The sequence below is a fragment of the Curtobacterium sp. 22159 genome (assembly GCF_052045775.1).
GTDB lineage: Bacteria > Actinomycetota > Actinomycetes > Actinomycetales > Microbacteriaceae > Curtobacterium.
Map to the genome: position 1 here is coordinate 126521 of NZ_JBQEPN010000009.1, position 25271 is coordinate 151791.

A 25271-nucleotide genomic window follows, 5' to 3' on the forward strand; every position below is an offset into this window, starting at 1 on the left:
CGTTGCGTGCGCGCGCGGACTGTTGCGTGCGCGCGGGGGCGACATCCCCGCTGTCGTACGACGTCGACGATGTCGTTCGGGGTCCGCGCGGGGCGGTGGCGCGGGCGGCACGGCGTGGCCGACTCGGTACGACATTGTCGCTGTCGTGCGACGTCGGCAAAGTCGTTGCGTGCGCGCGCGGACTGTTGCGTGCACGCGGGGGTGACATCTCCGCTGTCGTACGACGTCGACAACGTCGTTCGGAGTCCGCGCGGGCTGGCAGCGCGGGCCGGGCGCCGCCGCCGATGCCGCACCGGCCCGCCGGACCTGCACCGCGCCTCCCGTCCGTCAGCGCGCCAGGGCGACCTCGATCCACTCACGGCGGTGCGCACGGACCCCGAGGGTGACCGCACGGATGCCGATGTACCCGAACGCGAACGCAGCCCACAAGCCGGCGAGCGTCCCACCCGCCCACCACAGCAGCGGCAGGTAGACCACGAGGTTCACGCCGCCCGCGATCGCGAGGTACCGGGCGTCGCCAGCCCCGATGAGCACCCCGTCCAGCACGAACACGTACCCGGCGACCGGCATGCCGACCGCGATGAGGAGCAGGACCGTCGGCAGGGCCGAGCGCACCGCCGCCGAGTCGGAGAACACCGGGCCGAGCACCCCGCTGACGAGCAGCGTGAGCACCCCGAGCAGCACCCCGCCGACGATGCCGAGCACGACCAGGCGCCCGGTCACGAGTCGGACCCGCCCGGGGTCGCGGGCACCGAGCCCGTGGCCGACGAGCGCCTGCCCGGCGATCGCCAGGGCGTCCAACGCGAACGCCAACGTCGAGAACACGGTGAGGCCGACCTGCGTCGTGGCGAGCCCCGTCGTGCCGAGGGCGGTGGCCGACGTGACGGTCGCGAGCATCGCAACTCGCAGCGACGCGGTCCGCAGGAACAGCCACGCGCCGGAGCGCAGCGCGCGGACCACGCCGGAGGCCCCGGGACGGAGCGGTGCGCCCGACGAACGCGCGGCCCGCACCGCGATGGCGACGTACACGGCCGCCATCGTCCACTGCACGATGACCGTCCCGGCAGCGGAGCCCTCGACACCCCACCCCGCGCCGTAGATGAGCACGGCGTTGAGCAGCCCGTTCGCCACGAACCCGATCGTCGCCACGACGAGCGGCGTCCTCGTGTCCTGCAGCCCCCGGAGCAGACCCGTCGACGCCGTCACGACGAGGATCGCCGGCAGCCCGACGAGCGAGAGGAGGAGGTACGCGGTCGCCTGCGCGGACACCGCACCGGACGCCCCGAACGCGGACACGAGCGGTCCGGCGAGCGGCCATCCGGCGAGGGCCAGCACGACCCCGAGCGCCAGCGCGAGCCACATCCCGTCGATGCCGGCGTGCACGGCTCCTCGTCGATCCCCAGCACCGAGCGCACGGGCCACGGCCGGCGTGGTCGAGTAGGCGAGGAAGACGAGCAACCCGGTGACGGTCTGCAGCACCGCGCCCGCCAGGCCCACGGCGGCGAGGGAGGTCGCCCCGAGGTGGCCGACGAGCGCCGTGTCCGTCATGAGGAACAGCGGTTCGACGACGAGCGCCCCGAGGGCCGGCACGGCGAGCCGGACGATGTCCCGGTCGACGGACCTGGTCTCGGGGGAACGACGCACCGGGACATTCTCCCGGGGATACGCTCCGGTCGTGGACATCCTCGCCCTCGTGCCGGGAGCGGTCGGCATCGCGTCGAGCCCGTTGACCGTGGCCGCGATCGTGTTCCTGCTCGGGCAGCGGCGTGGTCACGGCTCTGCGGTCGCGTGCGCCGTGGGGTGGATCACGACGATCGTGGTGGCGCTGGTGGTCTCGGTGCTCCTCGGGGAGCGGCTGCCCGCGCCGTCGGACGACGGCGTACCGGTCCAGGCGATCGTGGCGCTGTGCGCGTCCGTCCTGCTCCTCGCCCTCGCGGTGTGGCAGTGGGTGCGGCGCACCCTGCCGGACGGCTCACCGGCGAGCACCCGGTGGGCGGACGCCATGGAGGCGGTGGGGCCCGCTCGGGCGTTCGGGCTCGGTGGGCTGCTGTTCCTCAGCCCGAAGCTGTTCGTGCTCGTCTTCGCCGCCGGCCTCGCGTTCGGCGACGCCGACCCGAGCGCCCCCGAGACCGTCGTCGCCGGGGCGCTGTTCGTGCTGGTGTCGGGGTCGACGGCACTCCTGCCGATCCTGCTCGCGGCGACGCTCGGGTCGCATGCGCGGCGCGCGCTGGACGGAATGCGGAGGTGGATCGCCCGGTGGGGGTCGCTGTCACTCGTGGCGGTGCTCGTCGTGCTGGCGGTGGTGCAGCTCGCCATCGGTCTGGCGGGCCTGCACGCAGCGGCGTGAGCGGCTGCCCGGAGGTCAGTCCCGGCGCGGCTCCGCAGGGATGCCACCCGTGGCGGCGTGGGCCTCGTCCGACACCGCGGGCGTCGGCTCGTCGGTGCCACGGGCACGGCCGACGAGGTCCATCAGGTGGTAGACCACGATCGCGGCGACCGTCCCGAGGATGATGCCGCCGAAGCTGGCCTCGCCGAACGAGAACGTGAAGTCGGCGATGCCGATGATGAGCGCGATGCCCGCTGTCAGCTGGTTCTTCGGCTTCGCGAAGTCGACGCGGTTCTCCACCCAGATCCGGATGCCGATCACACCGATCAGGCCGTACAGCGCCGTGGTCGCCCCGCCGAGCACCCCCGGCGGGACCGACGAGATGACCGCGCCGATCTTCGGGGAGAGCCCGAGGAGGACGGCGACGATCGCCGCGACCCAGTAGGCCGCCGTCGAGAACACCCGGGTGGCCGCCATCACGCCGATGTTCTCGCCGTAGGTCGTCGTCGCCGATCCGCCGCCGAGGCCGGCCAGGACGGTCGAGATGCCGTCGGCGAAGAGCGCACGCCCGGTGAGCGGGGTGAGGTCCCGCCCGGTCAGCTGGCCGACCCCCTTGACGTGTCCGACGTTCTCGGCGATGAGCGCGAGCACGACCGGCACGAACGCGAGGTAGATCGCGAACTGCGACGCGTCGAACGCCGGCGCGGTGAACTCCGGCAGTCCGATCCAGGCGGCTTTGCCGACCGCGTCGAACGACACCTCGCCGCCGATGAGCGCCGCGACGTAGCCGACGACGACGCCGATCACGATCGACAGCCGCCCGACGAGGCCCTTGAACAGGACGGTCACGAGGATGATCGCCGAGAGCGTGATCACGGCGACGACCGGTGCCTTCGTGAAGTTGTCGCGTGCGGCCGGGGCGAGGTTGAACCCGATGAGCGCCACGATCGCGCCGGAGACCACCGGGGGCATGAGCCGGTCGATCCACCCCGCGCCGGCGAGGTGCACCACGGCGCCGATGACCGCGAGGAGCGCGCCGACCACGATGATCCCGGAGAGCGCGAGCGGGATGCCGCCGATCTTCGTCGCGGCGGCGATCGGCGCGATGAACGCGAACGACGACCCGAGGTAGCTCGGCAGGCGGTTGCCGGTGACGAGCAGGAACAGGATGGTGCCGATGCCGCTGAAGAGCAGGGTCGTGGACGGCGGGAAGCCGGTCAGGAGCGGCACGAGGAAGGTCGCGCCGAACATCGCCACGACGTGCTGCACGCCCAGCCCGATCGTCCGGCCCCAGCTGAGTCGCTCGTCCGGTGCCACGATCGTCGTCGCGGAGACGGTGGCGCCGTCCCCGTGCAGCTTCCACGGAAGTCCCATGCGACGACCGTACCGGCAGCTGTCCACAGGTGACGGCGCCCGCCCTGCTCGATCATGGCGACGGTGGCTATCGTTGTCCGCATGACCGACGTCGCAAGCACCTCCGGGATCCACACCGACGAGCTGGACGCCACGGTCCGCCCGCAGGACGACCTGTACCGCCACGTGAACGGCTCGTGGATCGACGCCACGCCGATCCCCGACGACAAGGCCCGGTACGGCTCGTTCACGGTGCTGGCCGAGGAAGCCGAGCTCGCCGTGCGGGACATCATCGAGCGCTCGCAGCAGGCTGCCCCCGGTACCGAGGAGCGCAAGGTCGGCGACCTCTACACGTCCTTCACCGACGAAGCGCGGCTGGAAGCCCTCGGGACCGCCCCGATCGAGCCCCTGCTCGCCGAGATCGCGGCGATCGACTCCGTCGAGGGCGTCGTCCGCACGGTCGGCCGCTTCGAGCGCCTCGGGCTGCCGAGCTTCCTGCAGCTCTTCGTCGACAACGACCCGGGGGACCCCGAGTCCTACGTGGTGTTCCTCGAGCAGTCCGGTCTCGGGCTGCCCGACGAGTCCTACTACCGCGAAGAGCGGTTCGCCGACATCCGGACGAAGTACCGCGAGTTCGTCGCGGCGATGTTCCCGCTCGCCGGGTTCGCCGACGGTGGTTCGCGCACGGACAACGTCATCGCGCTCGAGACCGCCCTCGCCGCGCAGCACTGGGACAACGTCACCACGCGGGACAGCCAGAAGACATACAACAAGCTGCCGTGGGCCGAGGTCGCGGCGTTGGCCCCCGACATCCGGCTCGAGCACTGGTGGGAAGCGATCGACGCCCCCGCCGGGGCCTTCGCGACCGTCGTCGTCCGTGAGCCCTCCTTCGTGACCGGCCTCGCCCGGCTGCTGCGCGACGAGCCGTTGGAGATGTGGAAGGACTGGCTGCGCTGGCAGGTGATCCGCGCCTCCGCGGCCTACCTGACGAGCGCGTTCTCGGCGACCAACTTCTCGTTCTACGGCACCGCCCTCACCGGCGCTCCGAAGCAGCGCGAGCGCTGGAAGCGCGGCGTCTCCCTGGTCGAGGGGGCGATGGGCGAGGCCGTCGGTCGCGTCTACGTGCAGGAGCACTTCGACGAGACCTCCAAGGCGGCCATGGACGACCTCGTCGCCAACCTGGTCGAGGCGTACCGGCAGAGCATCACGGCCCTCGACTGGATGACCGACGAGACCCGTGCGCGTGCCCTCGACAAGCTCGACAAGTTCACGCCGAAGATCGGGTACCCGGTGAAGTGGCGGGACTACTCGGCGCTCCAGGTCTCGGCGGACGACCTCATCGGCAACGTCCGGGCGATCGCGAGCTTCCAGGTCGACCGCGAGCTCGGCAAGATCGGGAAGCCGATCGACCGCGACGAGTGGTTCATGACCCCGCAGACCATCAACGCGTACTACAACCCGGGCTTCAACGAGATCGTGTTCCCTGCGGCGATCCTGCAGTTCCCGTTCTTCGACGCCACGCGCGACCCCGCCGCGAACTACGGTGCGATCGGCGCCGTGATCGGGCACGAGATCGGCCACGGCTTCGACGACCAGGGCTCGCAGTACGACGGTGACGGCCGGCTCGAGAACTGGTGGTCCGAGGCGGACCGCACGGCGTTCGAGGACCGTACGAAGGCGCTCATCGCCCAGTACGACGCGCTGGTCCCCACCGAGGTGCCGGACGGACACGTCAACGGCGCGCTCACCATCGGCGAGAACATCGGTGACCTCGGCGGTCTGTCGATCGCCTGGAAGGCCTACCTCATCTCCCTCGACGGCCAGGAGCCGCCGGTGGTCGACGGACTGACGGGCGCGGAGCGGTTCTTCCTGAGCTGGGCGCAGGCCTGGCGGATGGCGATCCGTCCCGAGGAAGCCGCACGCCTGCTGAGCATCGACCCGCACTCGCCGAACGAGTTCCGGTGCAACCAGGTCGTCCGGAACATCGACGTCTGGTACGACACCTTCGGGGTGACCGAGCAGGACGCGATGTACCTCGACCCGGCCGAGCGCGTCTCGATCTGGTGATGGCCGAGCCGGACGCGGCTCCGTCCTCGGAGCCCGGAGCGGCTCGGCGGTCGCGTCGACGTCAGCACGCCGGCGGCGCCGAGGGTCGCGCGCGCGGTCGGCACCGTGGCGGTGCGGACGACCGCTTCGCGTCGACCCTGGAGGCGCTGGGCACCATCGCCCGTGACGGTGCGTCCGTCAGTGCCTCCGTCATCGACACCTCCAGCGGCAAGGCCCTGCTGGCGGTGGACGACCGGCTCGTCCAGCCGGTCGCGAGCCTCGGGCGGGTGCTGCTCCTCGTCGAGGTCGCGGCGCGGCTCGAGGACGGCGGGCTGCACGGGGACCGACTGCAACGGATGGCCCGGGACACCGCGACCGGCGCCGGGCTCTGGCAGTTCCTGCAGGAGCCGACCATGCAGGTGTCCGACCTCGCGACCCTGGTGGGCGCGACCGCCGACGCCTGGGCCATGAATGCGCTCGTGTCGACCGTCGGGATCGACGCCGTCCGTGAGCGTGCGGAGTCCCTGGGGATCGAGCGCACCGCACTCATCGACCGCGTCCGGGACCGCCGTGGTCCGGACGACGCCCCGGACGCCTCCGTCGCCTCGACCGGCGAACTGAGCTGGTTGATGCGCGGGCTGGCGCTCGGCGAGGTCGTGGACGAAGCGGTGTCGAACCGGGTGCTCGGGTGGCTCTCGCTGGCGGCTGACCTCAGCCTCGTGGCGGGGTCGTTCGGACTCGACCCGTTGGCGCACCGGGCGCTCGACCACGGGTTGCAGGTCGTCTCGGTGACGGGGTCGAGCACGGGTGTCCGGGCGGAGACCGGGATCCTGCGCGGCCCGGGCTCGTCGGTGAGCTACGCGGTGACGGTGACGTTCGACGACGCCTCGCTCCAGCGACGGTTGGCGGTGATCGAAGCGCTGCGGACGATGGGCACCGAGGTGCTCGAGGCCGTGCACGAGCCGGCGCACCGCTGATCGTCCTCAGCCGAGCAGGTGGCGCACCCAGGCGTCGAACCGGCTGCGGATGACCGGTGCCGTCACCCCGCTCTGGCCGATGCCGAGGTAGTTGGGCTCCCAGGTCTCGACGTACGGGTCCGCTCGGGAGGCCGCGATCAGGTCCCACGCGTGCACGTCGTCGACGAGCCGTCCGGCGTGGACCTCGTAGCTGCGCAGGAACCGGTCCGCCGCGTCCGGCGCACCGAGCAGCACGAGGTCCTGGCGGCACCAGGCGATGTCGACACCCCGTGGGGCGGACATGGCGCCGGACCAGTCGACGATGCCGGTGAGGACGGCGCCGTCCCACACGGCGTTGCCGCACCAGAAGTCCCCGTGCGTGAGGACTCGGGTGCGGTCGGTGCGCTCCCACGCCTCGCGCGCCCGTGCCGCCAGCCGACCCGCGTGCCGGGTCGGGGCTCTCGACTCGTCCGGCAGCCCGACGGGAGCGATCCGGTGGATGCGCGCCAGGGCCGCGCCCATCTGCTCGGCGATCACCATGGGGTCGAGGCCGTCCGCGGGCGGCGCTCCGGGGAGTGCGGTCGTGACGATCGTCGGGACGCCGTCGACCTGGCCGTGCGCGAGCACCGACGGTGCCAGCTCGCCGAGCGGGCCGAGGAGGGTGAGGACCGCCACCTCCCGCCGGACGGCGTCGTCGCCGCGCGGGAAGGTCCGCACCACCACCCGTCGACCGGCGTCGTCCGCCATCACCGTCCGCGCGTGCTGGCCGCCGGTGAGCACGCGGTCGTGCTCGAGGGGGCGGCCGAGCAGACGGGCACCGAGGTCGACGGCGGTCGGGGCGGTGTGCGGCGGCATCCGGTCAGCGTAGTTTCACGCCATGACGAAGTACCTGATCTCGTTCGACGAGGGGACGATGGTGTTCCCGGCAGCGGAACTCGAGGCGGTGTCGGACGCGACGCACGCCGTGGTGCGGGAGGCGAAGGCCGCCGGCGTCTGGGTGTTCGGCGGTGGACTGCTCGAGGCGTCCGCCGGTGCCGTGGTCGAGACGGACGGCACGGTGCGCGATCCGGCCGTCCGGAGCGGGAAGGACACCTTCATCGGTGGGTTCTGCATCGTGGACGTGCCGACGCGTGCGGAGGCGCTGGAGTGGGCGCGGCACATGGCCGCGACGTGCCGGTGCGCGCAGGAGGTCCGCGAGTTCATGGACGACCCCGACTCCTGACGGTGCCCGCGAGCGGCGGGAGCTCAGCGCGGCTCCGCCAGGCCCGTCCGCCGCATGAACCACGCGACCCCCTCCTGGAGCGCGTGTCCGGCGGTGTGCCAGTCGTGGCCTCCGTCGGGGACGAGGTGCGCGGTCACCTGCACGCCGGCGGCTTCGGCCGCTGCTGCGACCCGTTGCACGTTCGGACCGTAGCGGTGGTCGTCCGCACCGGCAGCGATGAACGCCGCGGACGCGGAGTACGGCGCGTCCTGCTGCAGGATCCGCAGGGGCTGAGCGTCTTCGTAGGCCCGTTCGTCGCCACCGAATCCGCGCGCGACGGTGTCGGAGCGGTCCTGCAGTGTCGGGCCGAGCTGCCCGGAGACGTCGATCCACGACCCGAACAGGTCCGGGTCGGTCGCGCCCAGCTGCAACGCGCACGTCCCGCCCTGCGAGAAACCGCTGATCGCCCAGTTCGAGGGCCCGGCAGCGACGTGCAGGTGTTCCCGCACCCAGTCGGGCACGTCCCGCGTCAGGTACGTCGCGCTGTCGCCCAGTGGTCCGTCGACGCACATCGGGTTCCGCGTCGCCTCGCCGAGCTGGTCCGGCATGACCACGATGGGCGCCAGCCCGTGGTGCTCCGCCGCGAGGGCGTCGAGTCGCGACGCCATGCGACCCGCCTCGACGATGTTCGCGGGTGCGGCGCCGGGCCCCTGGCCGGAGAGCATGACGACCACGGGGAGCATCGGGGCGTGCTCGACGAGTGCCGCAGGCGGGAGGTAGACGACCGCCGGCCGCGCGGGGAAGCGCGACACGGACCCGGGGATCGTCACGGAACCGTAGCGGCCCGTCCGCGGCATGTCCGCGGGGGCCTGCCAGTGCGCGACGTCCGCCTGCTGCCCAGAGGGGTGTCGGTCGTCCGGGAGGCGGAGGGCACGGATGTGGGACTGACCGAGCGCCTCGGTGACCGTCGGGAACAGCCCGGCGTCCCGGTTCACGGCGAGGCCCGCCGAGAGGACCGCTGCCGGCACGAGGACCGCGGCGATGCCCTTCGTCAGCGCCCGCCCGCGGACGAGCCCGACGACGGCCACGGCGAGCAGCGCGCACGCGACCGCCACCCACACGCGGTCGACCGACGTGGGTGCGACGCCCAGGACGTCGATGACGTCGCCGAGCCACCAGGTGAGCAGGACCCCGACGCCCGCGCCGACGGCCGCCGCGATGAGCAGGGCGCGCCAGGAGCGTCGCGTGACGATGAGCAGGACCACCGTGAGCAGGCCGGTGACGGCGTAGCTCGCCAGGAGCGTGTGGGCGGAGAGCAGCGAGATCGTCACGGGTCGTCCATCGAGGGCGGAGGGCAGCGGGCGAGGTGAGCGTACCGGTGCCGGGCTGCTGATCCGGTCCGACCCGCGCGCTCGCGGACGGCCTGACACGACGGTGCTCAGCGCAGGAGGACGAAGGACCGCAGGGGCGACGGCGTCGCGTCGTGGGCCTCGACGAAGCCGCGGGACTCGTAGAAGGCACGCTGGCCGGGGTCCGCGTCCGTCAGCAGGACCGTCTGGCGGACCCGGTCGTACCGCCGGAGCGCCTCGTCGAGCAGCGCGCCGCCGATGCCCTGCCGCTGCGCCGCGGGGGCCACGAGCACGTCCTGGACGTAGGCGATCGTCGCGCCGTCCGACACCGTCCGGAGGAGTCCGACGAGCACACCGTCCTGCCGGGCGGTCAGCACCGTGTGCGATCCCGCGATGGCGTCCTCGAGCAGCTCGGGATCACGGGTGTAGGCCGTCCAACCCACGGCGTCGTACAGGGCGAGGAGCTCTCCACGCTCGGGGCGCTCGGTCGCGACGATCAGCATCGAGCCATCGTCGCAGAGTTCAGTCGACCGCCTGGCCCTGCGGGACGAGCGCTTGCACGTTCAGGATCGTGACGGCGGTCGAACGGCACGCTGGGTGTCCCCGGTCCTCGACGTACAGCGACTGCTTCGACCCGGGTGGGTAGACGCGGAACCCGTCGGGGGTGACCGGGTGGCACTTCGCGGAGGGGTAGTCCTGCGCGTTCGTGATCTTGAGCGGGGCAACGGCCTCCTGGCCGGGCGCGAGCGTCACGGTGGGGTGCGCGGACGCACGGTCCTGGGACGCCGCGGCACCGATCTGCGTGCCCGTGCCGCCACCGACGAACGAGACACCCGGCCACCCCTGCAAGGTGCAGCTCGTCGTCCCGGTGTTCTCGAGGGTGAGGTGCGTGTACGTGCTCCCGGCCGCTCCGCCGCTGCCGGCCTCCTCGCCGGCCCGGAGGGAACCGGCGGAGCACGGTGCCGTCGCGGCGACGCCGCTCCCGCCTCCCGTCGGGGCGGACGCCGGTGCGCTCGCACCACCCGTCGTCGCACCACCCGTCGCCGCCCCGCTCGGAGCCGAGGTCGCCCCGTCGGCCGTCGACGAGGCCGAGGGCACCGCGGAGCTGGCCACGGTCGACGGCGACGCGGCACGACCGCCACCGGACGAGCAGCCGGCCAGGACACCGACGGCGACGAGACCGGCGGCGACGAGCAGTGGGACCCGATCGCGATGGTGCATGACCCAACGCAACCACCGGCGCGGGGTACAGGATTCGGGATGCACCCAGCCGTCACGAGCACACTCACGACACGTACCAGGATGCGAGCGACGGAGGTCGACATGGCAGGCAAGCACGAGCAGGCACGCGGCGACGAGGGCCGATCCGACGGCGTCGAGCCGCGGGCGGGATCCTTCACCGACAGCGAGATCCCCGGCGAGCCGCACGTCGAGTCGAACGAACCCGCCGGCGAGTTCGTCTCGAGCGAGATCCCGGGCGAGGTCCGGCCCGAGGGCGGCGACGGCGAGGGCGAGTACGTCGAGTCCGAGATCCCGGGCGAGGCCGAACCCACGCAGGACGGCGAGATCGGGCACTACACCGACCGCGACCTGCTCTGACGACTAGTCGATGAGCTCCGCCGCCACCAGGCGGCGGAGCGTCTCGACGCCCGCGGGCGGGCAGCGGTCCGCGTCCGCGGAGGTGACCCACTCCACCTCGTCCACCTCGGCCGAGGCGACGGGCGTGACGGAGTCGAGCGCGCCTCCCGACCGGACCAGGAACAGCGTCATCGCGACGAGGGTTCCGGGCGCCTGCCCGTGCGCCGGCTCCGTCACCGTGCCGAACTCGTCGACGTCCTCGGGGACGAGCCGCAGGCCGGTCTCCTCGTACGCCTCGCGGATGACGGCCTCGAGGTCGGTCTCGTGCGGTTCCGCCTTCCCGCCGGGCAGGTAGAGCACGTCGCGGGCACGTGCGCGCACCATGAGCACGCGGCGGTCGCGCACCAGCAGCAGTGCGCTGACCCGCAGGGTCACCGGGTCGGACGGGAGGCTCAGCTCGCGTCCGCCTCGTCGGAGCGGTCCGCAACGGTGCGCTCGGGCGCGGTGCGCTCCGCCAGCGGCACCACCGGCGACGGCAGCTCCGCCTCGGGCTCGGGACGGACGCCGAAGAGGGCGTCGAGCGCGCCGACGAACTCCTCGCCGCGACCGGCGCGGCCGAGCTCGCGTGCTCGGACCGAGGGGCGGTGCAGCAGGACGCCGACGAGGTGCCGGAGCGCGCGCTCGGTCTGCTCGGCGGACTCGGAGTCGCCGTCGGCGCGACGCTTCGCGCGGTCGATCTCGTCGTCGAGGATGTCGAAGACGTGCTTGCGGAACGCCACGAGCGCCGGCGTCGTCGACTGCTCGAGCGCCTGGGCCCGGAAGCGCGAGACGGCGTCGTCGACCATCGCACGGGCCTCGGACTCCGCGTTCAGCTCGGCGATCGGGGCGTGGATGCTGATGGTCTCGAGGTCGAGCAGCTCGACACCGTCGACATCGGCCGCGTCCGGGTCGACGTTGCGGGGGAGCCCGAGGTCGATGACGATGCGACGCACGCCGTCGTCGAGGTCGGCCGGTTCGACGACCGGGACCTCGCTGGAGGTGCAGGTGATGAGGACGTCGCTCGCGGCGATGGCCTGCCGGAGGTCCGTCGCAGCGACGAGGTCGTGCTTCGCGGCGAACCAGGGCGCGCGTCCGGAGGGGGAGAAGACCTGGATGGTCGTGGCCCCGCGGTCCCGGAGCGCGGCGATCGTCGTGGCGGCGTAGCTGCCGGTGCCGACGAGGAGTACACGGGCGCGGCCCCAGTCCGTCACGCGCGACGACGCGAGCTCGAGGCCGAGGCGCACGAGCGACCGACCGGCAGCGCCGATCCGGGTGCGTGTCTTGACGCCGCGGGAGGTGTGCGCGGCCTCCTGGAACAGGCGTTCGAGGTCAGAGGTGGTGGTGCCGTTGGACCGGGCGTCCTCGAGGGACCGCCGGACCTGCCCGGAGATCTCGGTCTCGCCGACGACGACGGACTCGAGGCCGCTCGAGACGGCGAAGAGGTGCTGCACGACGTCCTTGCCGCCGAGCACCTGTACGGAGTCGCGGACGTCGGCGGGGTCGAGGTCGCTCGCGGCCGCGACGGCATCGACGGTCGCCGACACGGCGGAGTCGCGGTCGTCCCCAGCGATGTCGAGGTAGGCCTCGAAGCGGTTGCAGGTCGCCAGGACGACGGCTCCGTCCAGCACGTCGGAGTCGGTCACGAGACGGCTCGCGGCGTTCGGTGCGCCGATGCTCAGTCGCTCCAGGAGGTCGAAGCTGGCGTTGCGGTGCGACGCCGTGAGACAGATGAGCACGTCCCCCATGGTAACTCGCATCCCGTCCGGCCCCGATCGTGGTCCTGCGTGCTCGGGATACGCCCTGTTCGCCGATGGGAGAATCGTCCGGTGACCGACGCACCGACCACCCTCCTCCCCGCATCGCACCCGCTCGTGTCCGGGCGCACGTCGGGCTCGCCGCTCGTCCGCGCGCTCCGTGGCGACCGGCCGGAGACGCTGCCGGTGTGGTTCATGCGCCAGGCGGGCCGGTCGTTGCCCGAGTACCGGGAACTCCGCGTCGGCACGGCCATGCTCGACGCCTGCCTCGACCCGGCGATGGCCTCCGAGATCACGCTGCAGCCCGTCCGTCGGCACGGGGTGGACGCGGGCATCTTCTTCAGCGACATCGTCGTGCCGATCAAGCTCGCCGGCGTGGACGTCGAGATCGTCCCCGGTCGCGGCCCCGTGCTCGGGTCCCCGATCCGGACCGCCGCCGACGTCGACGCGCTCGGGCAGCTCGACGCCGCCGCGCTCGCGCCGATCTCGGACGCCGTGTCGCGGACCGTCGAGCAGCTCGGCAGCACACCGCTCATCGGGTTCGCCGGAGCGCCCTTCACGCTCGCGGCGTACCTCGTCGAGGGCGGTCCGTCGAAGGACCACATCCGCGCGCGCACGTTGATGCACAGCGACCCGGAGACCTGGTCGCGCCTGCTCGCCTGGGCGGCGGAGGTGTCGGGGGCGTTCCTGCGCGCGCAGGTGCTCGCCGGCGCGTCGGCGGCGCAGCTCTTCGACTCGTGGGTCGGTTCGTTGTCCCGTGCCGACTACGTCCGGTCGGTCGCCCCGCACTCCGCCGCGGCGTCGGCGCACGTGGCCGACCTCGGCGTCCCCCGCATCCACTTCGGTGTCGGCAGCGGTGAGGTCCTGCACGAGATGACGACCTTCGGCACGGACACCGTGGGCGTCGACGCGGTCGGTGTCGACTGGCGCGTGCCGCTCGACGAGGCCGTCCGTCGTGTCGGTACCGGCGTCACCGTGCAGGGCAACATCGACCCGGCGATGCTCGCCGCGCCCTGGCCGGTGCTCGAGTCCCACGTGCGCGACGTCGTCCGCCGCGGGGGCACCGCACGGGCGCACGTCGTGAACCTCGGGCACGGTGTCCCCCCGGAGACCGATCCGGCGGTCCTCACCCGCGTCGTGTCGCTCGTCCACGAGCTCGGCGACGGGACGGACGTGCCCTCCGAGGCCGCCGCGTGACCGACGTGGTGGTGGTCGGCGGCGGGGTCGCCGGCCTCGTCGCCGCGCGGGACCTCGCCAAGGGCGGCGCGCACGTCGTGCTCGTCGAGGCCTCGGACGTCCTCGGCGGGATGATCCGTCGGCACACCGTCGCCGGACTCGACCTCGACATGGGGGCGGACTCGTTCGCGACCCGCAACGACGCGGTCGGTCGCCTGGCGATCGAGCTCGGGCTGGGCAACGAGGTCACCACGCCGGACCCGCGGGGCGCGTGGCTGATGACCCGCGACGGTCGGACCTTCCCGATCCCGCAGACCGGACTCCTGGGCATCCCGGGCAGCCCGATGGCCGCGGACGTGCTGGCCGTGGTGGGGCAGCGCGCGGCGCTCCGGGCGCAGATGGACTCCCTCCTGCCGTCGCCGGTCGGGTCGAAGGCGACCTCGCTCGGCGCGATGGTCCGGACGCGGATGGGCGCGCAGGTCCTCGACGACCTGGTCGTGCCGATCGTCGCCGGGGTGCACTCCACCCACCCGGACCGTCTCGACCCCGACCGGGTGGCGCCGGGGCTCCGGGCGGCGATGCTCCGCGAGGGATCGCTCGCGCGCGCGGTCCTCGCGCTCCGGGCACGGGCGACCGCCGGGTCCGCCGTCCAGGGCATCCGCGGGGGGATCGTGCGGCTCGTGGACGAGCTCGTCGCGGACATGGAGACCTACCACGTGGACGTCCGGATGGGCGCCCGCGCGACGGCCGTCGAACAGCACGCGGTCGACGTCGTGACCGCGGACGGCGGAGCGGAACGACTCGTGGCGGAGCACGTCCTGTCCTCGACGTCCGACCCGGACCGCACCACCCCTGCCGCCCGGACGGGGATCGAACTCGTGACGCTCGTGGTCGACCGACCCGAGCTGGACGCCGCTCCTCGGGGCACCGGGATGCTCGTGCACCCGGACGCCACCGGGGTCCGCGCGAAGGCGATCACCCACTCTACGGTGAAGTGGCCGTGGCTCGCCGAGGCCGCCGAGGGGCGCCACGTCCTCCGGCTCAGCTACGCGGTCCCGGCGGCGGACGACGACGCCGCCCGGGTGGGCACGAGCCGCCCGGTGGACCCGGCGGACCCGACCGGCAGGCGCGCCACCGACGACGCGACCGCCCTCCTCGGCGTCCCGGTCACCCCTGCGTCCGTCGTCGGCGCCGCCAGCGTCCGTTGGCAGGGCCCGGACACCACGGCCGCCGGACTGGCGGACGGCGTCGTGGGGATCGGTGAGGCGTCCGCGGGCCGGGGTCTGGCCGGGATCGTGGCGTCCTCGCGCGCCGCTGCTGAACGCATCCTGGATTCCTGAGCGGACCACAGACGAGGAGAGGGCTACTGTTGCAGGAACGCCGGACGTATTCCGTTCGGCGCATGACCACCGCACACTGACCCAACGGAGGAATCGCACATGCGAGGCAAGCTCCTGTTCGTCGCCGGCGCCGCTCTCGGGTACGTCCTGGGATCGCGAGCCGGACGGGCGCGGTACGAGCAGATCAAGACCGTCAGCGGCAAGATCTGGAACAGCAACGGCGTCCAGAAGAGCGTCCACGTCGCCGAGGACTTCATCGCCGACAAGACCCCTGACGTCGCCGAGTTCGTCGGCGAGCAGACGAAGAAGGTCGTCCGCAAGGTCGGGCAGAAGAAGGACGAACAGACCTCATGACGGACACCCGCGACCGCAAGCCGCGTTCGCTGTTCGGTCTGGTCGGCGACGTCCCCAAGCTCGTCAAGGAGCTGGTCAAGGGCGAGCTGAACCTGCTCAAGGCCGAGATGCTGACGAAGGCGAAGATCTTCGGTCTCGCCGCCGGTCTGCTCGTGGGCGCGCTCGTCATCGTCCTCTACGCGATCGGCGTCCTGCTGACCGCCGCCGTGATGGGACTCGCCACCGTGATGCCCGCGTGGCTCGCTGCCATCGTGATCGCCGTCGTGATGCTCATCGTCGCCGGGATCCTCGGGTGGCTCGGGTGGAAGCGCCTCAAGAAGGGGCTCCCGATCACGCCGAAGCGCACCATCGACAGCGTCAAGAACGACATCAACGCAGTGAAGGGCATGGGCAAGAAGCCGACGCCGCCGAACCGGTACGGTGCCCGCAAGCCGGACGTCGACGGCCGCTTCTAGCGAGCCGGACCCCATCACCCACACCGGAGGACCCACGTGACCGATCAGCACGACGACCTGGCCGACCGCGTCGCGGCGACCCGCGCGCAGCTGTTCGACACCCTCGACGCGATCGAGGACAAGCTCAACGTCCCGAAGCAGCTCGGCATCGCGGCCGCGAAGGTCAAGCGAGGGTTCGACGAGCAGCCCGTGCCGTACCTGGCCGGGCTCGCAGCGGGCGTGGCGGTGGTCGGGGGTATCGTCGTAGCGGTGCTCCGACGGCGGTAGCGCTCGCCGTCGAAAGGGGAGCGGCGTCACCTTTGTGACCGATAGGACAATGGACACATGAGTTCCACCGTGCCCACGCACGACGCACACGCGACCTCCCCTGACGGCATCGACCCGAACCTCCTCACCGCGTACGCGCTGTGGGCCGTGTTCCGCCGTCCGCTCGGTCCGATCCACCGGGTGGGGGACGACGCGGTGGCCGAGCTGGACGCCGTGGTCTCCGCCGCTGCCGAGCGCGGCGTGACGATCCGGGGCTTCTACGACGTCTCGGGCTTCCGCGCGGACGCCGACGTCATGATCTGGCTGCACGGCGACGACGCGCAGGCCATCCAGGCGGTGCTGCGCGAGATCCGCCGCACGGGGCTGTTCCAGGATGCCGAGCCGGTGTGGCACGCGATGGCGATGCACCGCGAAGCCGAGTTCAACAAGCGGCACACCCCCGCGTTCCTCCGCGGCAAGGACCCGGAGGCGTGGATCACCGTCTACCCGTTCGTCCGGTCGTACGAGTGGTACCTCCTGCCCGAGGAAGAGCGCTCGACGATGCTGCGCGACCACGGGATCGCCGGAGCGAAGTACCGCCGCGTGCTCACGAACACGATCGCCACGTTCGCGCTGAGCGACTACGAGTGGATCCTGCCGCTCGAGAGCCCCGACCTGGTCGACCTGGTCGATCTCATGCGCGACCTGCGCTACACCGAGGCGCGCCTGCACGTGCGCGAGGAGGTCCCGTTCTTCACCGGTCGTCGGGTGACGACCGCCGAGCTGCCGGAGGTGCTCTCGTGACCGACACGTCCCACATCACGAACGGTCAGGCCGTCATCGGTGCGACGCCGGCCGCCGCCGCCGGGCCCGAACACGTCGAGGTGCCGGTCGCGTACGACGCGATCCTCCTCGCCGGCTTCGGTGGTCCGGAGGGCCAGGACGACGTCATCCCGTTCCTCCGCAACGTCACGCGTGGTCGTGGCATCCCGGACGAGCGTCTGGAAGAGGTCGCCCACCACTACCGGCACTTCGGCGGCGTGAGCCCGATCAACGCGCAGAACCGGGCGCTCAAGGCAGCGCTCGAGGCCGAGCTCGCGAACCGTGGCGTGGACCTGCCGGTCCTCTGGGGCAACCGCAACTGGGACCCCTACCTCGAGGACGCCGTCCGTGACGCGGCGGACAAGGGCTACGGGCAGCTGCTGGCGATCGCGACGAGCGCGTACTCGTCCTTCTCGAGCTGCCGCCAGTACCGCGAGGACTTCGCGCGTGTGCTCGACTCCACCGGCCTGATCGACACCGTGAAGATCGACAAGGTCCGGCAGTTCTTCGACCACCCCGGCTTCGTCCGGCCGTTCGTCGACGGCGTGCGCGACGGCCTCGCGAAGGCGATCGCCGAGAACGACGGCATCGACCCCGCGACCGAGATCCACGTCCTGTTCTCGACGCACTCGATCCCGTCGACCGACGCCGCTCGCTCCGGCCCCGACTTCCGCGGCTTCGGCGAGCACGGCGCGTACGAGGCGCAGCACCTCGCAGTGGCGCAGGTCGTCCTCGACCAGGCCTGGGCGGAGCTGCTCGAGCAGCCCGAGCACGAGTCGCTGCGGGGCACGAGCAAGCCCGCGTGGAAGCTCGTCTACCAGTCGCGTTCGGGGCCGCCGAGCATGCCGTGGCTCGAGCCCGACATCAACGACTACATGAACGAGACGCTGCAGGGCGGCCCGACGCGTGCCGTCCTGATCGTCCCGCTCGGCTTCGTGAGCGACCACATGGAGGTCATGTGGGACCTCGACGAAGAGGCCACCGAGACCGCCCGTGAGCTCGGCTTCTGGTCGGTCCGCACCCAGACCCCCGGGGTGGACCCGGCCTACGTCGCGGGCCTCGTCGACCTCGTGCTCGAGCGGGTGAACGGCACGCCGACGAGCGAGCGTCCGCACGAGACGGACCTCGGGCCGTGGTACGACGTGTGCCGCCCGGGCTGCTGCGAGAACGTGCGCGCCGGGTTCAAGCCGGCCGCGGCCGGACTCGCACCGTGACCGACACCGCTGTGACCGGCACCACCCCGACGGACGGCCCGGCCCCGATCCGCCTCGGCACCCGGGCCAGCCGGCTCGCGGTCGCGCAGTCGCAGGACGTCGCCGACCGCCTGGCGAAGGCCTCCGGTCGTCCGGTCGAGCTCGTCACGGTGACGAGCGAGGGCGACACGAACCGCGCCTCCTTGGCGAGCCTCGGCGGTACGGGCGTGTTCGCGAGCGCGCTCCGTGAGGCCCTGGTCGCGGGTGAGGTCGACGTCCTCGTGCACTCGCTCAAGGACCTCCCGACGGCACCGTACCCGGGGCTGACGATCGCCGCCGTCCCGAAGCGTGCCGACGCCCGTGACGTCCTGGTCGCCCGGAACGCCGCCACGATCGAGACCCTGCCCGAGGGCGCGAAGGTCGGCACCGGTTCGCCTCGACGCGTCGCGCAGCTCAAGGCGAAGCGTCCCGACCTCGACGTGGTGGACATCCGCGGCAACATCGACACGCGGCTGGGCCGGGTGGACGACGACCTCGACGCCGTCGTGCTCGCGGCCGCCGGACTGACGCGCATCGACCGGCTCGACGTCGCCACCGAGATGCTCGACCTCGGCTTCTGGCCGAGTGCTCCGGGACAGGGCGCGCTCGCGATCGAGACCCGTGCGGACGAGTCCGATCGGAACCTGCTCGCCGCGCTGCGGAAGATCGAGCACGCGCCGACCCGGCTGACGGTCGCCGCGGAGCGCGAGGTGCTCGCGAAGCTCGAGGCCGGGTGCTCCGCACCGATCGGTGCGACCGCGATCGTCGACGCAGAGCTGCTGCTCGTGTCGGCGACGGTCTACCGTCCCGACGGCACCGAGTACCGGACCGCGTCGCACGCGTCCGTCCTCGAGGGCTCCGCGCAGGACCGGCTCGACGAGGCGCTCGCACTCGGCGGCCGCGTCGCGGCCGAACTCCTCGAGAACGGCGCCGCAGAGCTGGCGGACCTGGCCTCCTCGGTCGCCGACGACACGACCGACGGCCCGCACACCGCGGGCCCGGGCCTGGCCACCCCGGCCGGGTAGGACGGTCGCCACGCACGCCGTCGCCACCGCCACGGACGCGGCGCGATCCCCGGTCGTCCTCGTCCCGCGCGGCGGTGCCTGGGGCGACCGGGTCGCTGCGGCCGCCCGGCAGCGTGGGCTCGTCCCCGTGGTCGTGCCGCTCATCGCGGACGAGCCGCCGGCCGACCCGGCGCCCCTCGATCGAGCGGTGCGTCGTCTCGTCGCACAGGCAGAAGCGGGCGGGGACGCTCGGGAACCGGTGCGAGCCGCAAGGCGCGCCCCGGCTGCCGACGGAGGCGACCGGACCACCGTGGGCAGCTACGCGTGGATCGCGGTGACCAGCGCGACGGCGGTGCGCGTCGTCGCGGAACGGGTGCCGCGCCTCCCGTCCGACGTCGGGGTCGCCGCGGTCGGCGAATCGACCGCACGAGCCGCGCGGGCCGCAGGCTGGACCGTCGACCTCGTCCCCGCGGAGTCCTCCGCGGCGGCCCTGGCCGACGCCCTCCCGTCCACCCGCGGCACCGTGCTGTTCCCCCGGTCGGACCTCGCCGCGCCGACCTTCGTCGACGCCCTCCGTGCCCGTGCGATCGACGTGGACGACGTGGTCGCGTACCGTACCGTGGGGACCGGCTCCGGGCCGCTCTCCCTCGACCGTCGGCCCGACGTGGTGCTCGTCACCAGCGGCAGCGTCGCCCGCGAGGTCGTCCGCCGGATGGCGCCGCTGGACCCGCGCACGCTGGTCGCGTGCATCGGACCGGGGACCGCTGCGGACGCCCGCGCCGCCGGACTGCCGGTGCACGTCGTCAGTGCCTCGCGGTCCGCCGAAGCCCTGCTCGACGCCGTCGTCGAGACACTCCCTCCACACGTCCCCGAACAGGAAGGCACACCGTGACCGGCCGCTTCCCCCAGATCCGCCCCCGTCGACTCCGCGCCACCCCAGCGATGCGGCGACTCGTCGCCGAGACGCGACTGCACCCCGCCGAACTCGTGCTGCCGATGTTCATCCGCGAAGGCGCCACCGAGGCGATCGACATCCAGAGCATGCCGGGCGTGCAGCAGCACTCGCTCGACTCGTTCCGGCGCGCGCTGCACGAGGCGGCGTCGGTCGGGGTCGGGGGCGTGAACCTGTTCGGCGTGCCGACGACGAAGGACGCACAGGGGTCCGGCGCGACCGACCCGGACGGCATCCTCAACGTCGCGATCCGCATCGCCCGAGAGGAGGTCGGTGACGCGCTGGTCGTCCAGTCCGACCTCTGCCTCGACGAGTTCACCGACCACGGCCACTGCGGCGTGCTCGCCTCGGACGGCTCGGTCGACAACGACGCCACGCTCGAGCGGTACCGCGACATGGCGGTCGTGCAGGCCGAGGCCGGCGCCGAACTCGTCTGCATGAGCGGCATGATGGACGGTCAGATCGCCGCGGCGCGGGACGCGCTCGACGCTGCCGGACACCCGGGCACCGCGCTGCTCGCCTACGCCGCGAAGTACGCGTCGGCGTTCTACGGGCCGTTCCGCGAAGCGGTCGACTCTTCGCTGGTCGGCGACCGCCGGACGTACCAGATCGACGCCGCGAACGGTCGGCAGGGGCTGCGCGAGGTCGAGCAGGACATCGCCGAGGGCGCCGACATCGTCATGGTGAAGCCGGCGATGAGCTACCTCGACGTGCTCGCGGAGACCGCCGCGACCTCGCCCGTGCCGGTCTGGGCCTACCAGATCTCCGGCGAGTACGCGATGATCACCGCCGCCGCGCAGAACGGCTGGATCGACCGGGACGCCGCCGCCATGGAGGCGCTGGTCGGCATCAAGCGCGCCGGAGCGGACGCGATCCTCACCTACTTCGCCGTCGACATCGCGCGGAAGCTGAACGAGGAGGCGGGTCTCCGCACCTCCGGCAGCACCGCGGACGTCGCCGGCATCGCCTCGACCGGGAAGGCCCCCGAATGACCACCAACGACCAGCTCTTCGGCCGCGCCAAGAACAGCATCCCGGGCGGCGTCAACTCGCCCGTCCGCGCGTACGGTTCCGTCGGCGGGACCCCGCGCTTCCTGACGTCCGCGAAGGGTGCGTACGTCACCGACGCCGAGGGACGCGAGTACGTCGACCTCGTGGCGTCGTGGGGCCCGGCGATCCTCGGGCACGCCCACCCTGCGACGGTCGAGGCCGTGCAGCAGGCCGCGGCGCGCGGACTGAGCTTCGGCGCGTCGACGCCGGGGGAGACCGAGCTCGCCGAACTCGTGAAGCAGCGGGTCTCGGTGGACGGCGACGGTCCGGTCGAGAAGCTGCGCATGGTGTCCACGGGCACCGAGGCGACGATGACCGCGATCCGCCTGGCGCGGGGGTACACCGGCCGGGACCTCCTCGTGAAGTTCGCCGGGCACTACCACGGGCACTCGGACTCCCTGCTGGCCGAGGCGGGTTCGGGCGTCGCGACCCTGGCGCTCCCCGGCAGCGCCGGCATCACCGCCGAGACCGCCGCGCAGACCCTCGTCCTGCCCTACAACGACCTCGACGCGGTCCGCCGGGCGTTCGACGAGCACTCCGAGCGCATCGCGGGCGTCATCGTCGAGGCGGCCGCCGCGAACATGGGCGTCCTCGCGCCCGAGCGGGGCTTCAACCGTGCGCTCGCGCAGATCGTCCAGTCGCACGGCGCGTTGCTCATCGTCGACGAGGTGCTCACCGGCTTCCGCGTCGGTCCCGCCGGCTGGTGGGGGCTCGAGGCCGCGAACGTCGTGCCGGACGGTGCCGGGTGGAAGCCCGACCTCGTCACCTTCGGCAAGGTCATCGGCGGCGGCATGCCGCTCGCCGCGCTCGGCGGCCGACGCGAGGTCATGGACTACCTCGCCCCGCTCGGGCCCGTCTACCAGGCCGGCACCCTCTCCGGGAACCCGCTCGCCGTGGCTGCGGGCATCGCGACGCTCCGTGCCGCCACCGCGGACGTGTACGCGCACCTCGACCGGACCGCGGCCGTGATCGCCGACGCGACGAGCGCGGCGCTCTCGGCCGAGGGTGTCGCGCACACCGTGCAGCATGCGGGCAACCTGTTCTCGTTCGCCTTCACCGAGACCGCCCCGCGGGACTACGACGACGTCCGGGCGCAGGAGGCGTTCCGCTACGCACCGTTCTTCCACGCCATGCTCGATGCGGGGGTGACCCTGCCGCCGAGCGTGTTCGAGGCGTGGTTCCTCACCGCCGCGCACGACGATCGTGCCGTCGGCCGGGTGCTCGACGCGTTGCCGGTCGCGGCGAAGGCAGCGGCGGCGGCGACGGAGTAGCCGCCCTCGCGTCGAACCGCGTTTCCGACATCGAACCAGCGTCCGCGCCTGGTTCGACGTCGTGTGCGTGGTTCGACCCGCGGGAGCGCGATCCGGGGGGGGCACCGGGCGTCTAGGACGCCCGGCGCGCCGCCCATCGGCCCTCGGCCCGCAGGATCGCGAGCGGGAAGTCGAAGGCGTGCGACACCGCTGCCGACGTGATGACCTCGTCGGAGGTGCCCTGCGCGACGGCGGCCCCGTCGCGGAGGAGCATCGCGTGCGAGGTCGAGGCCGGCAGGTCCTCCAGGTGGTGGGTGACCATCACGCTGCCGAGCTCGGGGTGCCGGTGGCGGAGGGCGTCGACCGTCTCGAGCAGGTGCTCCCGGGCGGCGACGTCGAGTCCCGTCGCGGGCTCGTCGAGCAGGAGCAGGCGCGGCTCGGACATGAGCGCGCGGGCGATGAGGGTCCGTCCGCGCTCGCCCTGCGACAGGACGGGCCAGCGGGCGTCCCGACGTGCGGTGAGGCCGACGTCGGCGATGTGCTGCTCCGCGGTCGCCACCTGCTCCGGGGCCGGCTCCCACCGCATCATGAGGTCGGTCGTCCCGGTCAGACCGGTCAGCACGGTCTCGAGCACCGTCAGCGGGGAGAGCATCCGGTGGCGCGGGTCGACGTGCCCGATGTGCTCGCGGAGCTCCCGGACGTCGACCCGTCCGAGCCGACGGCCGAGCACCTCCACCGTGCCCGCGGTCGGGTGCCCGGTGGCCCCGAGGACGGCGAGCAGCGTGGACTTGCCCGCGCCGTTCGGCCCGAGGAGCGCCCAGTGCTCCCCGCGCCGGACGGTCAGGTCGATGTCGTGCAGGAGGTCCCGGCCGGAGCGGGTCACCCGGACGCCGGTCGCCCGGACGAGGACGTCGTCGTTGCTGCTGCTCACGACACCATCGTGCCGCAGACCAGCGTTCCGCTCAGCGCCCGCGCCCGGTCTGGGCCAGCGTGCTCTCGGTCGGCGCGACCTCGCGGATGTTCTCGGTGTGTTCCTCGACGGTGGCCGTCAGGGAACGGATCGACGCACCGGCGGCCTCGCCGTCGCGCTTCTTGATCGCCGCCCGGAGCGGGTCGATGAAGTGCTTCACGTCCCAGAACAGGCCGCTCGGGTGCGTCAGCGCGAGGAAGTTCGTCCGCGGGAGCAGCGAGACCGAGAGCTGGGTGAGCAGGTCGTTGTCCGCCGCCGCGATGAGCGCCGTCACCACGGTGCCGAGGTGCTGCGACATGGCGGCCCGGTCCTCGGCGTCCGCTGCCGTCCGGAGTGCCTCGAGCGTGCCGAGCAGGTCCTTCGCCGTCCCGTCGTCGAGCTTCGGCACCGCCCAGCGCGCCGCGAGCTCGGTGAACCCGCCGAGGACCTGCAGGGTGTCGTCGAACTGCTTCAGGGTCGGGGTGGCGACGCGCGTGTACCGGTTCGCCTCCATCTCGACCAGTCCGTAGTCGACCAGCTTGGCGATCGCCTCGCGGATCGGGGTGCGGCTCACTCCGAGCCACTGCACGAGCTCGTCGTCGTTGAGGCGCTCACCGGCCTGCAACGTGCCGTCCTGGATCGCGGCGAGCATCTTCTCGAGCACGACGTCGCGCAGGAGCTTGCGCGGCGAGTTCTCGACGGTCGACTTGGGTACCGGCATGCCGGGCTCCTCACAGGCTCAGGTGTTCTGTACTCAAATCCTAACGTGTCAATATGCAAACGCTTGTGAAATACTGCGGTCGCTGGACGCCGCGCGCGTCAGCGGTCGACGGCCACCACCGTCCGCCCGTGGACCCGCCCTGCGACCACGTCGGCGCCGACCGCGATCGCCTCCTCGAGCCCGACCGTGTGCGTCACCCCGGCGAGCACCGCCGGGTCGAGATCGGTCGCGAGACGGTCCCACGCCTGCCGGCGCAGGGCGACGGGCGCGTCGACCGAGTTGATGCCGAGCAGCGACACCGCGCGCAGGATGAACGGCATCACGGTCGTGGGCAGCGCGGCGTCCTGCGCCAGCCCGCACGCCGTCACCGCCCCGCCCCACGTCGTCGCGGCGAGCACGTTCGCGAGCGTCGTACCACCGACGCTGTCCACGGCGCCCGCCCACGTCGCGCGCTGCAGCGGCTTGCCGGGGTCGGACAGGGCCCCGCGGTCGACGACGTCGGTCGCGCCGAGCCTCCGGAGCGACTCCTCGTTGGCGGTCCGACCCGTCGACGCCGTCACCCGGTACCCGCGAGCGGCCAGCAGGGCGATCGCCACCGTGCCGACCCCGCCCGAGGCGCCCGTCACCAGGACCGGACCGGCACCCGGCTCGACGAACCGCTCGAGCGCGAGCACGCTGAGCATCGCCGTGAAGCCCGCCGTGCCGATGGCCGCTGCGAAGGCGTCGTCGACGGCGTCCGGGAGCACCACGAGCGACCCGGACGGCACCACCGCGTGCGCCGCCCACCCGCCGTGCCGGGTCTCGCCCAGACCGGCGCCGTTCAGGACGACCCGGTCACCGATCGCGACGTCGTGCACGCCCGGACCGAGGGCCGCGACCGTGCCGACGGCGTCGATCCCGGGCACGAGCGGGTCGAGCCGGGCCACTCCGGGGTTCCGTGCGAGGGCCAGACCGTCCTTGTAGTTGACGCTCGAGTAGGTGACGTCGACGAGGGCCTCGCCCTCGGCGGGGTCGGGGACGTCGACCTCGGTGACGGCGGGGGCGGTGGAGCTGGAGACGAGGACTGCGCGGGTCACGCGTCGGACGCTACCCGCGCCTCCCGTCCGGGGTGCAGCCGCG

At 72.7% G+C, this 25271-nt stretch carries 27 protein-coding genes; 16 read left to right on the forward strand and 11 right to left on the reverse strand.

Going from position 1 to position 25271, the window contains the following annotated elements:
• Positions 1-327: 327 nt before the first annotated feature.
• Positions 328-1683 (reverse strand): MATE family efflux transporter, encoded by a 1356-nt coding sequence (locus ACTJKO_RS12035; RefSeq protein WP_440688961.1) that lies wholly within the window; start codon positions 1681-1683, stop codon positions 328-330.
• Here ACTJKO_RS12035 and ACTJKO_RS12040 point away from each other — a divergent pair.
• Positions 1676-2347 (forward strand): GAP family protein, encoded by a 672-nt coding sequence (locus ACTJKO_RS12040; protein WP_440688963.1) that lies wholly within the window; start codon positions 1676-1678, stop codon positions 2345-2347. The two genes, ACTJKO_RS12035 and ACTJKO_RS12040, sit on opposite strands and share 8 nt — an antisense overlap.
• Positions 2348-2362: 15 nt before the next feature.
• On the opposite strand, the gene ACTJKO_RS12045 is transcribed toward ACTJKO_RS12040, so the two are convergent.
• Positions 2363-3700, reverse strand: a complete 1338-nt coding sequence (locus ACTJKO_RS12045; protein ID WP_440688965.1) for a uracil-xanthine permease family protein — start codon at positions 3698-3700, stop codon at positions 2363-2365.
• A gap of 81 nt (positions 3701-3781) precedes the next feature.
• On the opposite strand from ACTJKO_RS12045, the gene ACTJKO_RS12050 reads away from it, so the two are divergent.
• Both ACTJKO_RS12050 and ACTJKO_RS12055 read left to right on the forward strand, forming a co-directional pair.
• Positions 3782-5746, forward strand: coding sequence for a M13 family metallopeptidase (locus ACTJKO_RS12050; RefSeq protein WP_440688967.1), 1965 nt, complete (start codon positions 3782-3784; stop codon positions 5744-5746).
• On the forward strand, positions 5746-6702 hold the full coding sequence (locus ACTJKO_RS12055) for a serine hydrolase (protein ID WP_440688969.1): 957 nt from the start codon (positions 5746-5748) through the stop codon (positions 6700-6702). The genes ACTJKO_RS12050 and ACTJKO_RS12055 overlap by 1 nt, the downstream gene beginning before the upstream one ends.
• 6 nt (positions 6703-6708) lie before the next feature.
• Here the strand turns inward: ACTJKO_RS12055 and ACTJKO_RS12060 are convergent, their stop codons facing one another.
• Positions 6709-7536, reverse strand: coding sequence for a phosphotransferase family protein (locus ACTJKO_RS12060; protein WP_440688971.1), 828 nt, complete (start codon positions 7534-7536; stop codon positions 6709-6711).
• Positions 7537-7558: 22 nt separating this feature from the next.
• Between ACTJKO_RS12060 and ACTJKO_RS12065 the strand changes: the two genes are divergently transcribed.
• The gene (locus ACTJKO_RS12065) at positions 7559-7903 is read left to right on the forward strand and encodes a YciI family protein (RefSeq protein WP_440688973.1); all 345 of its coding nucleotides are present in this window, start codon (positions 7559-7561) and stop codon (positions 7901-7903) included.
• Between the two features lie 23 nt (positions 7904-7926).
• Here ACTJKO_RS12065 and ACTJKO_RS12070 read toward each other — a convergent pair whose 3' ends face one another.
• The 3 genes from ACTJKO_RS12070 to ACTJKO_RS12080 form a co-directional block, all read right to left on the reverse strand.
• Positions 7927-9213, reverse strand: a complete 1287-nt coding sequence (locus ACTJKO_RS12070; protein ID WP_440688975.1) for an alpha/beta hydrolase — start codon at positions 9211-9213, stop codon at positions 7927-7929.
• Positions 9214-9320: 107 nt separating this feature from the next.
• Entirely contained in the window at positions 9321-9734 is a 414-nt protein-coding gene (locus ACTJKO_RS12075; protein WP_440688977.1) for a GNAT family N-acetyltransferase, read from the reverse strand.
• 19 nt (positions 9735-9753) lie between these two features.
• A complete protein-coding gene (locus tag ACTJKO_RS12080; RefSeq protein WP_440688979.1) occupies positions 9754-10452 on the reverse strand; it encodes a DUF4232 domain-containing protein in 699 nt (232 codons plus the stop codon).
• 102 nt (positions 10453-10554) lie between these two features.
• On the opposite strand from ACTJKO_RS12080, the gene ACTJKO_RS12085 reads away from it, so the two are divergent.
• On the forward strand, positions 10555-10830 hold the full coding sequence (locus ACTJKO_RS12085; RefSeq protein WP_440688981.1) for a hypothetical protein: 276 nt from the start codon (positions 10555-10557) through the stop codon (positions 10828-10830).
• Between the two features lie 3 nt (positions 10831-10833).
• Here the strand turns inward: ACTJKO_RS12085 and ACTJKO_RS12090 are convergent, their stop codons facing one another.
• A complete protein-coding gene (locus ACTJKO_RS12090) occupies positions 10834-11244 on the reverse strand; it encodes an NUDIX hydrolase (RefSeq protein ID WP_440688983.1) in 411 nt (136 codons plus the stop codon).
• A gap of 17 nt (positions 11245-11261) precedes the next feature.
• Complete coding sequence (locus ACTJKO_RS12095; protein WP_440688985.1) at positions 11262-12584, reverse strand: glutamyl-tRNA reductase; 1323 nt, start codon at positions 12582-12584, stop codon at positions 11262-11264.
• 90 nt (positions 12585-12674) lie between these two features.
• Here ACTJKO_RS12095 and hemE point away from each other — a divergent pair, with 90 nt between their 5' ends.
• The 11 genes from hemE to hemL all read left to right on the forward strand — a co-directional run bounded on the left by hemE (position 12675) and on the right by hemL (position 22503).
• On the forward strand, positions 12675-13799 hold the full coding sequence (hemE, locus tag ACTJKO_RS12100) for a uroporphyrinogen decarboxylase (protein WP_440688987.1): 1125 nt from the start codon (positions 12675-12677) through the stop codon (positions 13797-13799).
• On the forward strand, positions 13796-15118 hold the full coding sequence (locus ACTJKO_RS12105) for a protoporphyrinogen/coproporphyrinogen oxidase (RefSeq protein ID WP_440688989.1): 1323 nt from the start codon (positions 13796-13798) through the stop codon (positions 15116-15118). The genes hemE and ACTJKO_RS12105 overlap by 4 nt, the downstream gene beginning before the upstream one ends.
• A gap of 99 nt (positions 15119-15217) precedes the next feature.
• Positions 15218-15472, forward strand: coding sequence for a hypothetical protein (locus ACTJKO_RS12110; protein ID WP_440688991.1), 255 nt, complete (start codon positions 15218-15220; stop codon positions 15470-15472).
• On the forward strand, positions 15469-15927 hold the full coding sequence (locus ACTJKO_RS12115; RefSeq protein ID WP_440688993.1) for a phage holin family protein: 459 nt from the start codon (positions 15469-15471) through the stop codon (positions 15925-15927). The genes ACTJKO_RS12110 and ACTJKO_RS12115 overlap by 4 nt, the downstream gene beginning before the upstream one ends.
• A gap of 36 nt (positions 15928-15963) precedes the next feature.
• Positions 15964-16194: a DUF3618 domain-containing protein gene (locus ACTJKO_RS12120; protein ID WP_440688995.1), complete on the forward strand. Its 231-nt coding sequence runs from the start codon at positions 15964-15966 to the stop codon at positions 16192-16194.
• A 57-nt stretch (positions 16195-16251) separates the two neighbouring features.
• On the forward strand, positions 16252-16977 hold the full coding sequence (gene hemQ, locus ACTJKO_RS12125) for a hydrogen peroxide-dependent heme synthase (RefSeq protein ID WP_440688997.1): 726 nt from the start codon (positions 16252-16254) through the stop codon (positions 16975-16977).
• On the forward strand, positions 16974-18209 hold the full coding sequence (locus tag ACTJKO_RS12130; RefSeq protein WP_440688999.1) for a ferrochelatase: 1236 nt from the start codon (positions 16974-16976) through the stop codon (positions 18207-18209). Before hemQ ends, ACTJKO_RS12130 begins: the two co-directional genes overlap by 4 nt.
• The gene (hemC, locus tag ACTJKO_RS12135; protein ID WP_440689001.1) at positions 18206-19252 is read left to right on the forward strand and encodes a hydroxymethylbilane synthase; all 1047 of its coding nucleotides are present in this window, start codon (positions 18206-18208) and stop codon (positions 19250-19252) included. The genes ACTJKO_RS12130 and hemC overlap by 4 nt, the downstream gene beginning before the upstream one ends.
• A gap of 289 nt (positions 19253-19541) precedes the next feature.
• Positions 19542-20123, forward strand: a complete 582-nt coding sequence (locus ACTJKO_RS12140) for a uroporphyrinogen-III synthase (RefSeq protein ID WP_440689003.1) — start codon at positions 19542-19544, stop codon at positions 20121-20123.
• Positions 20120-21175, forward strand: coding sequence for a porphobilinogen synthase (hemB, locus tag ACTJKO_RS12145; RefSeq protein ID WP_440689005.1), 1056 nt, complete (start codon positions 20120-20122; stop codon positions 21173-21175). Before ACTJKO_RS12140 ends, hemB begins: the two co-directional genes overlap by 4 nt.
• Positions 21172-22503, forward strand: coding sequence for a glutamate-1-semialdehyde 2,1-aminomutase (gene hemL, locus ACTJKO_RS12150; protein WP_440689007.1), 1332 nt, complete (start codon positions 21172-21174; stop codon positions 22501-22503). Before hemB ends, hemL begins: the two co-directional genes overlap by 4 nt.
• A gap of 112 nt (positions 22504-22615) precedes the next feature.
• Here the strand turns inward: hemL and ACTJKO_RS12155 are convergent, their stop codons facing one another.
• The 3 genes from ACTJKO_RS12155 to ACTJKO_RS12165 form a co-directional block, all read right to left on the reverse strand.
• Complete coding sequence (locus ACTJKO_RS12155) at positions 22616-23413, reverse strand: ABC transporter ATP-binding protein (protein WP_440689009.1); 798 nt, start codon at positions 23411-23413, stop codon at positions 22616-22618.
• A 31-nt stretch (positions 23414-23444) separates the two neighbouring features.
• A complete protein-coding gene (locus ACTJKO_RS12160; RefSeq protein WP_440689011.1) occupies positions 23445-24152 on the reverse strand; it encodes a GntR family transcriptional regulator in 708 nt (235 codons plus the stop codon).
• Between the two features lie 98 nt (positions 24153-24250).
• Positions 24251-25228 (reverse strand): acrylyl-CoA reductase family protein, encoded by a 978-nt coding sequence (locus tag ACTJKO_RS12165; RefSeq protein WP_440689013.1) that lies wholly within the window; start codon positions 25226-25228, stop codon positions 24251-24253.
• Between the last annotated feature and the right edge of the window lie 43 nt (positions 25229-25271).

What these genes read in the sequence shown, in the direction of transcription:
- hemQ (WP_440688997.1), top strand. Translation starts at nt 16,252, where the DNA reads ATGAGTTCCACCGTGCCCACGCACGACGCACACGCGACCTCCCCTGAC.
- ACTJKO_RS12080 (WP_440688979.1), bottom strand. Translation starts at nt 10,452, where the DNA reads ATGCACCATCGCGATCGGGTCCCACTGCTCGTCGCCGCCGGTCTCGTC.
- ACTJKO_RS12055 (WP_440688969.1), top strand. Translation starts at nt 5,746, where the DNA reads ATGGCCGAGCCGGACGCGGCTCCGTCCTCGGAGCCCGGAGCGGCTCGG.
- hemL (WP_440689007.1), top strand. Translation starts at nt 21,172, where the DNA reads ATGACCACCAACGACCAGCTCTTCGGCCGCGCCAAGAACAGCATCCCG.
- ACTJKO_RS12160 (WP_440689011.1), bottom strand. Translation starts at nt 24,152, where the DNA reads ATGCCGGTACCCAAGTCGACCGTCGAGAACTCGCCGCGCAAGCTCCTG.
- ACTJKO_RS12085 (WP_440688981.1), top strand. Translation starts at nt 10,555, where the DNA reads ATGGCAGGCAAGCACGAGCAGGCACGCGGCGACGAGGGCCGATCCGAC.
- ACTJKO_RS12075 (WP_440688977.1), bottom strand. Translation starts at nt 9,734, where the DNA reads ATGCTGATCGTCGCGACCGAGCGCCCCGAGCGTGGAGAGCTCCTCGCC.
- ACTJKO_RS12035 (WP_440688961.1), bottom strand. Translation starts at nt 1,683, where the DNA reads ATGTCCACGACCGGAGCGTATCCCCGGGAGAATGTCCCGGTGCGTCGT.
- ACTJKO_RS12065 (WP_440688973.1), top strand. Translation starts at nt 7,559, where the DNA reads ATGACGAAGTACCTGATCTCGTTCGACGAGGGGACGATGGTGTTCCCG.
- ACTJKO_RS12110 (WP_440688991.1), top strand. Translation starts at nt 15,218, where the DNA reads ATGCGAGGCAAGCTCCTGTTCGTCGCCGGCGCCGCTCTCGGGTACGTC.
- ACTJKO_RS12050 (WP_440688967.1), top strand. Translation starts at nt 3,782, where the DNA reads ATGACCGACGTCGCAAGCACCTCCGGGATCCACACCGACGAGCTGGAC.
- ACTJKO_RS12115 (WP_440688993.1), top strand. Translation starts at nt 15,469, where the DNA reads ATGACGGACACCCGCGACCGCAAGCCGCGTTCGCTGTTCGGTCTGGTC.
- ACTJKO_RS12060 (WP_440688971.1), bottom strand. Translation starts at nt 7,536, where the DNA reads ATGCCGCCGCACACCGCCCCGACCGCCGTCGACCTCGGTGCCCGTCTG.
- ACTJKO_RS12045 (WP_440688965.1), bottom strand. Translation starts at nt 3,700, where the DNA reads ATGGGACTTCCGTGGAAGCTGCACGGGGACGGCGCCACCGTCTCCGCG.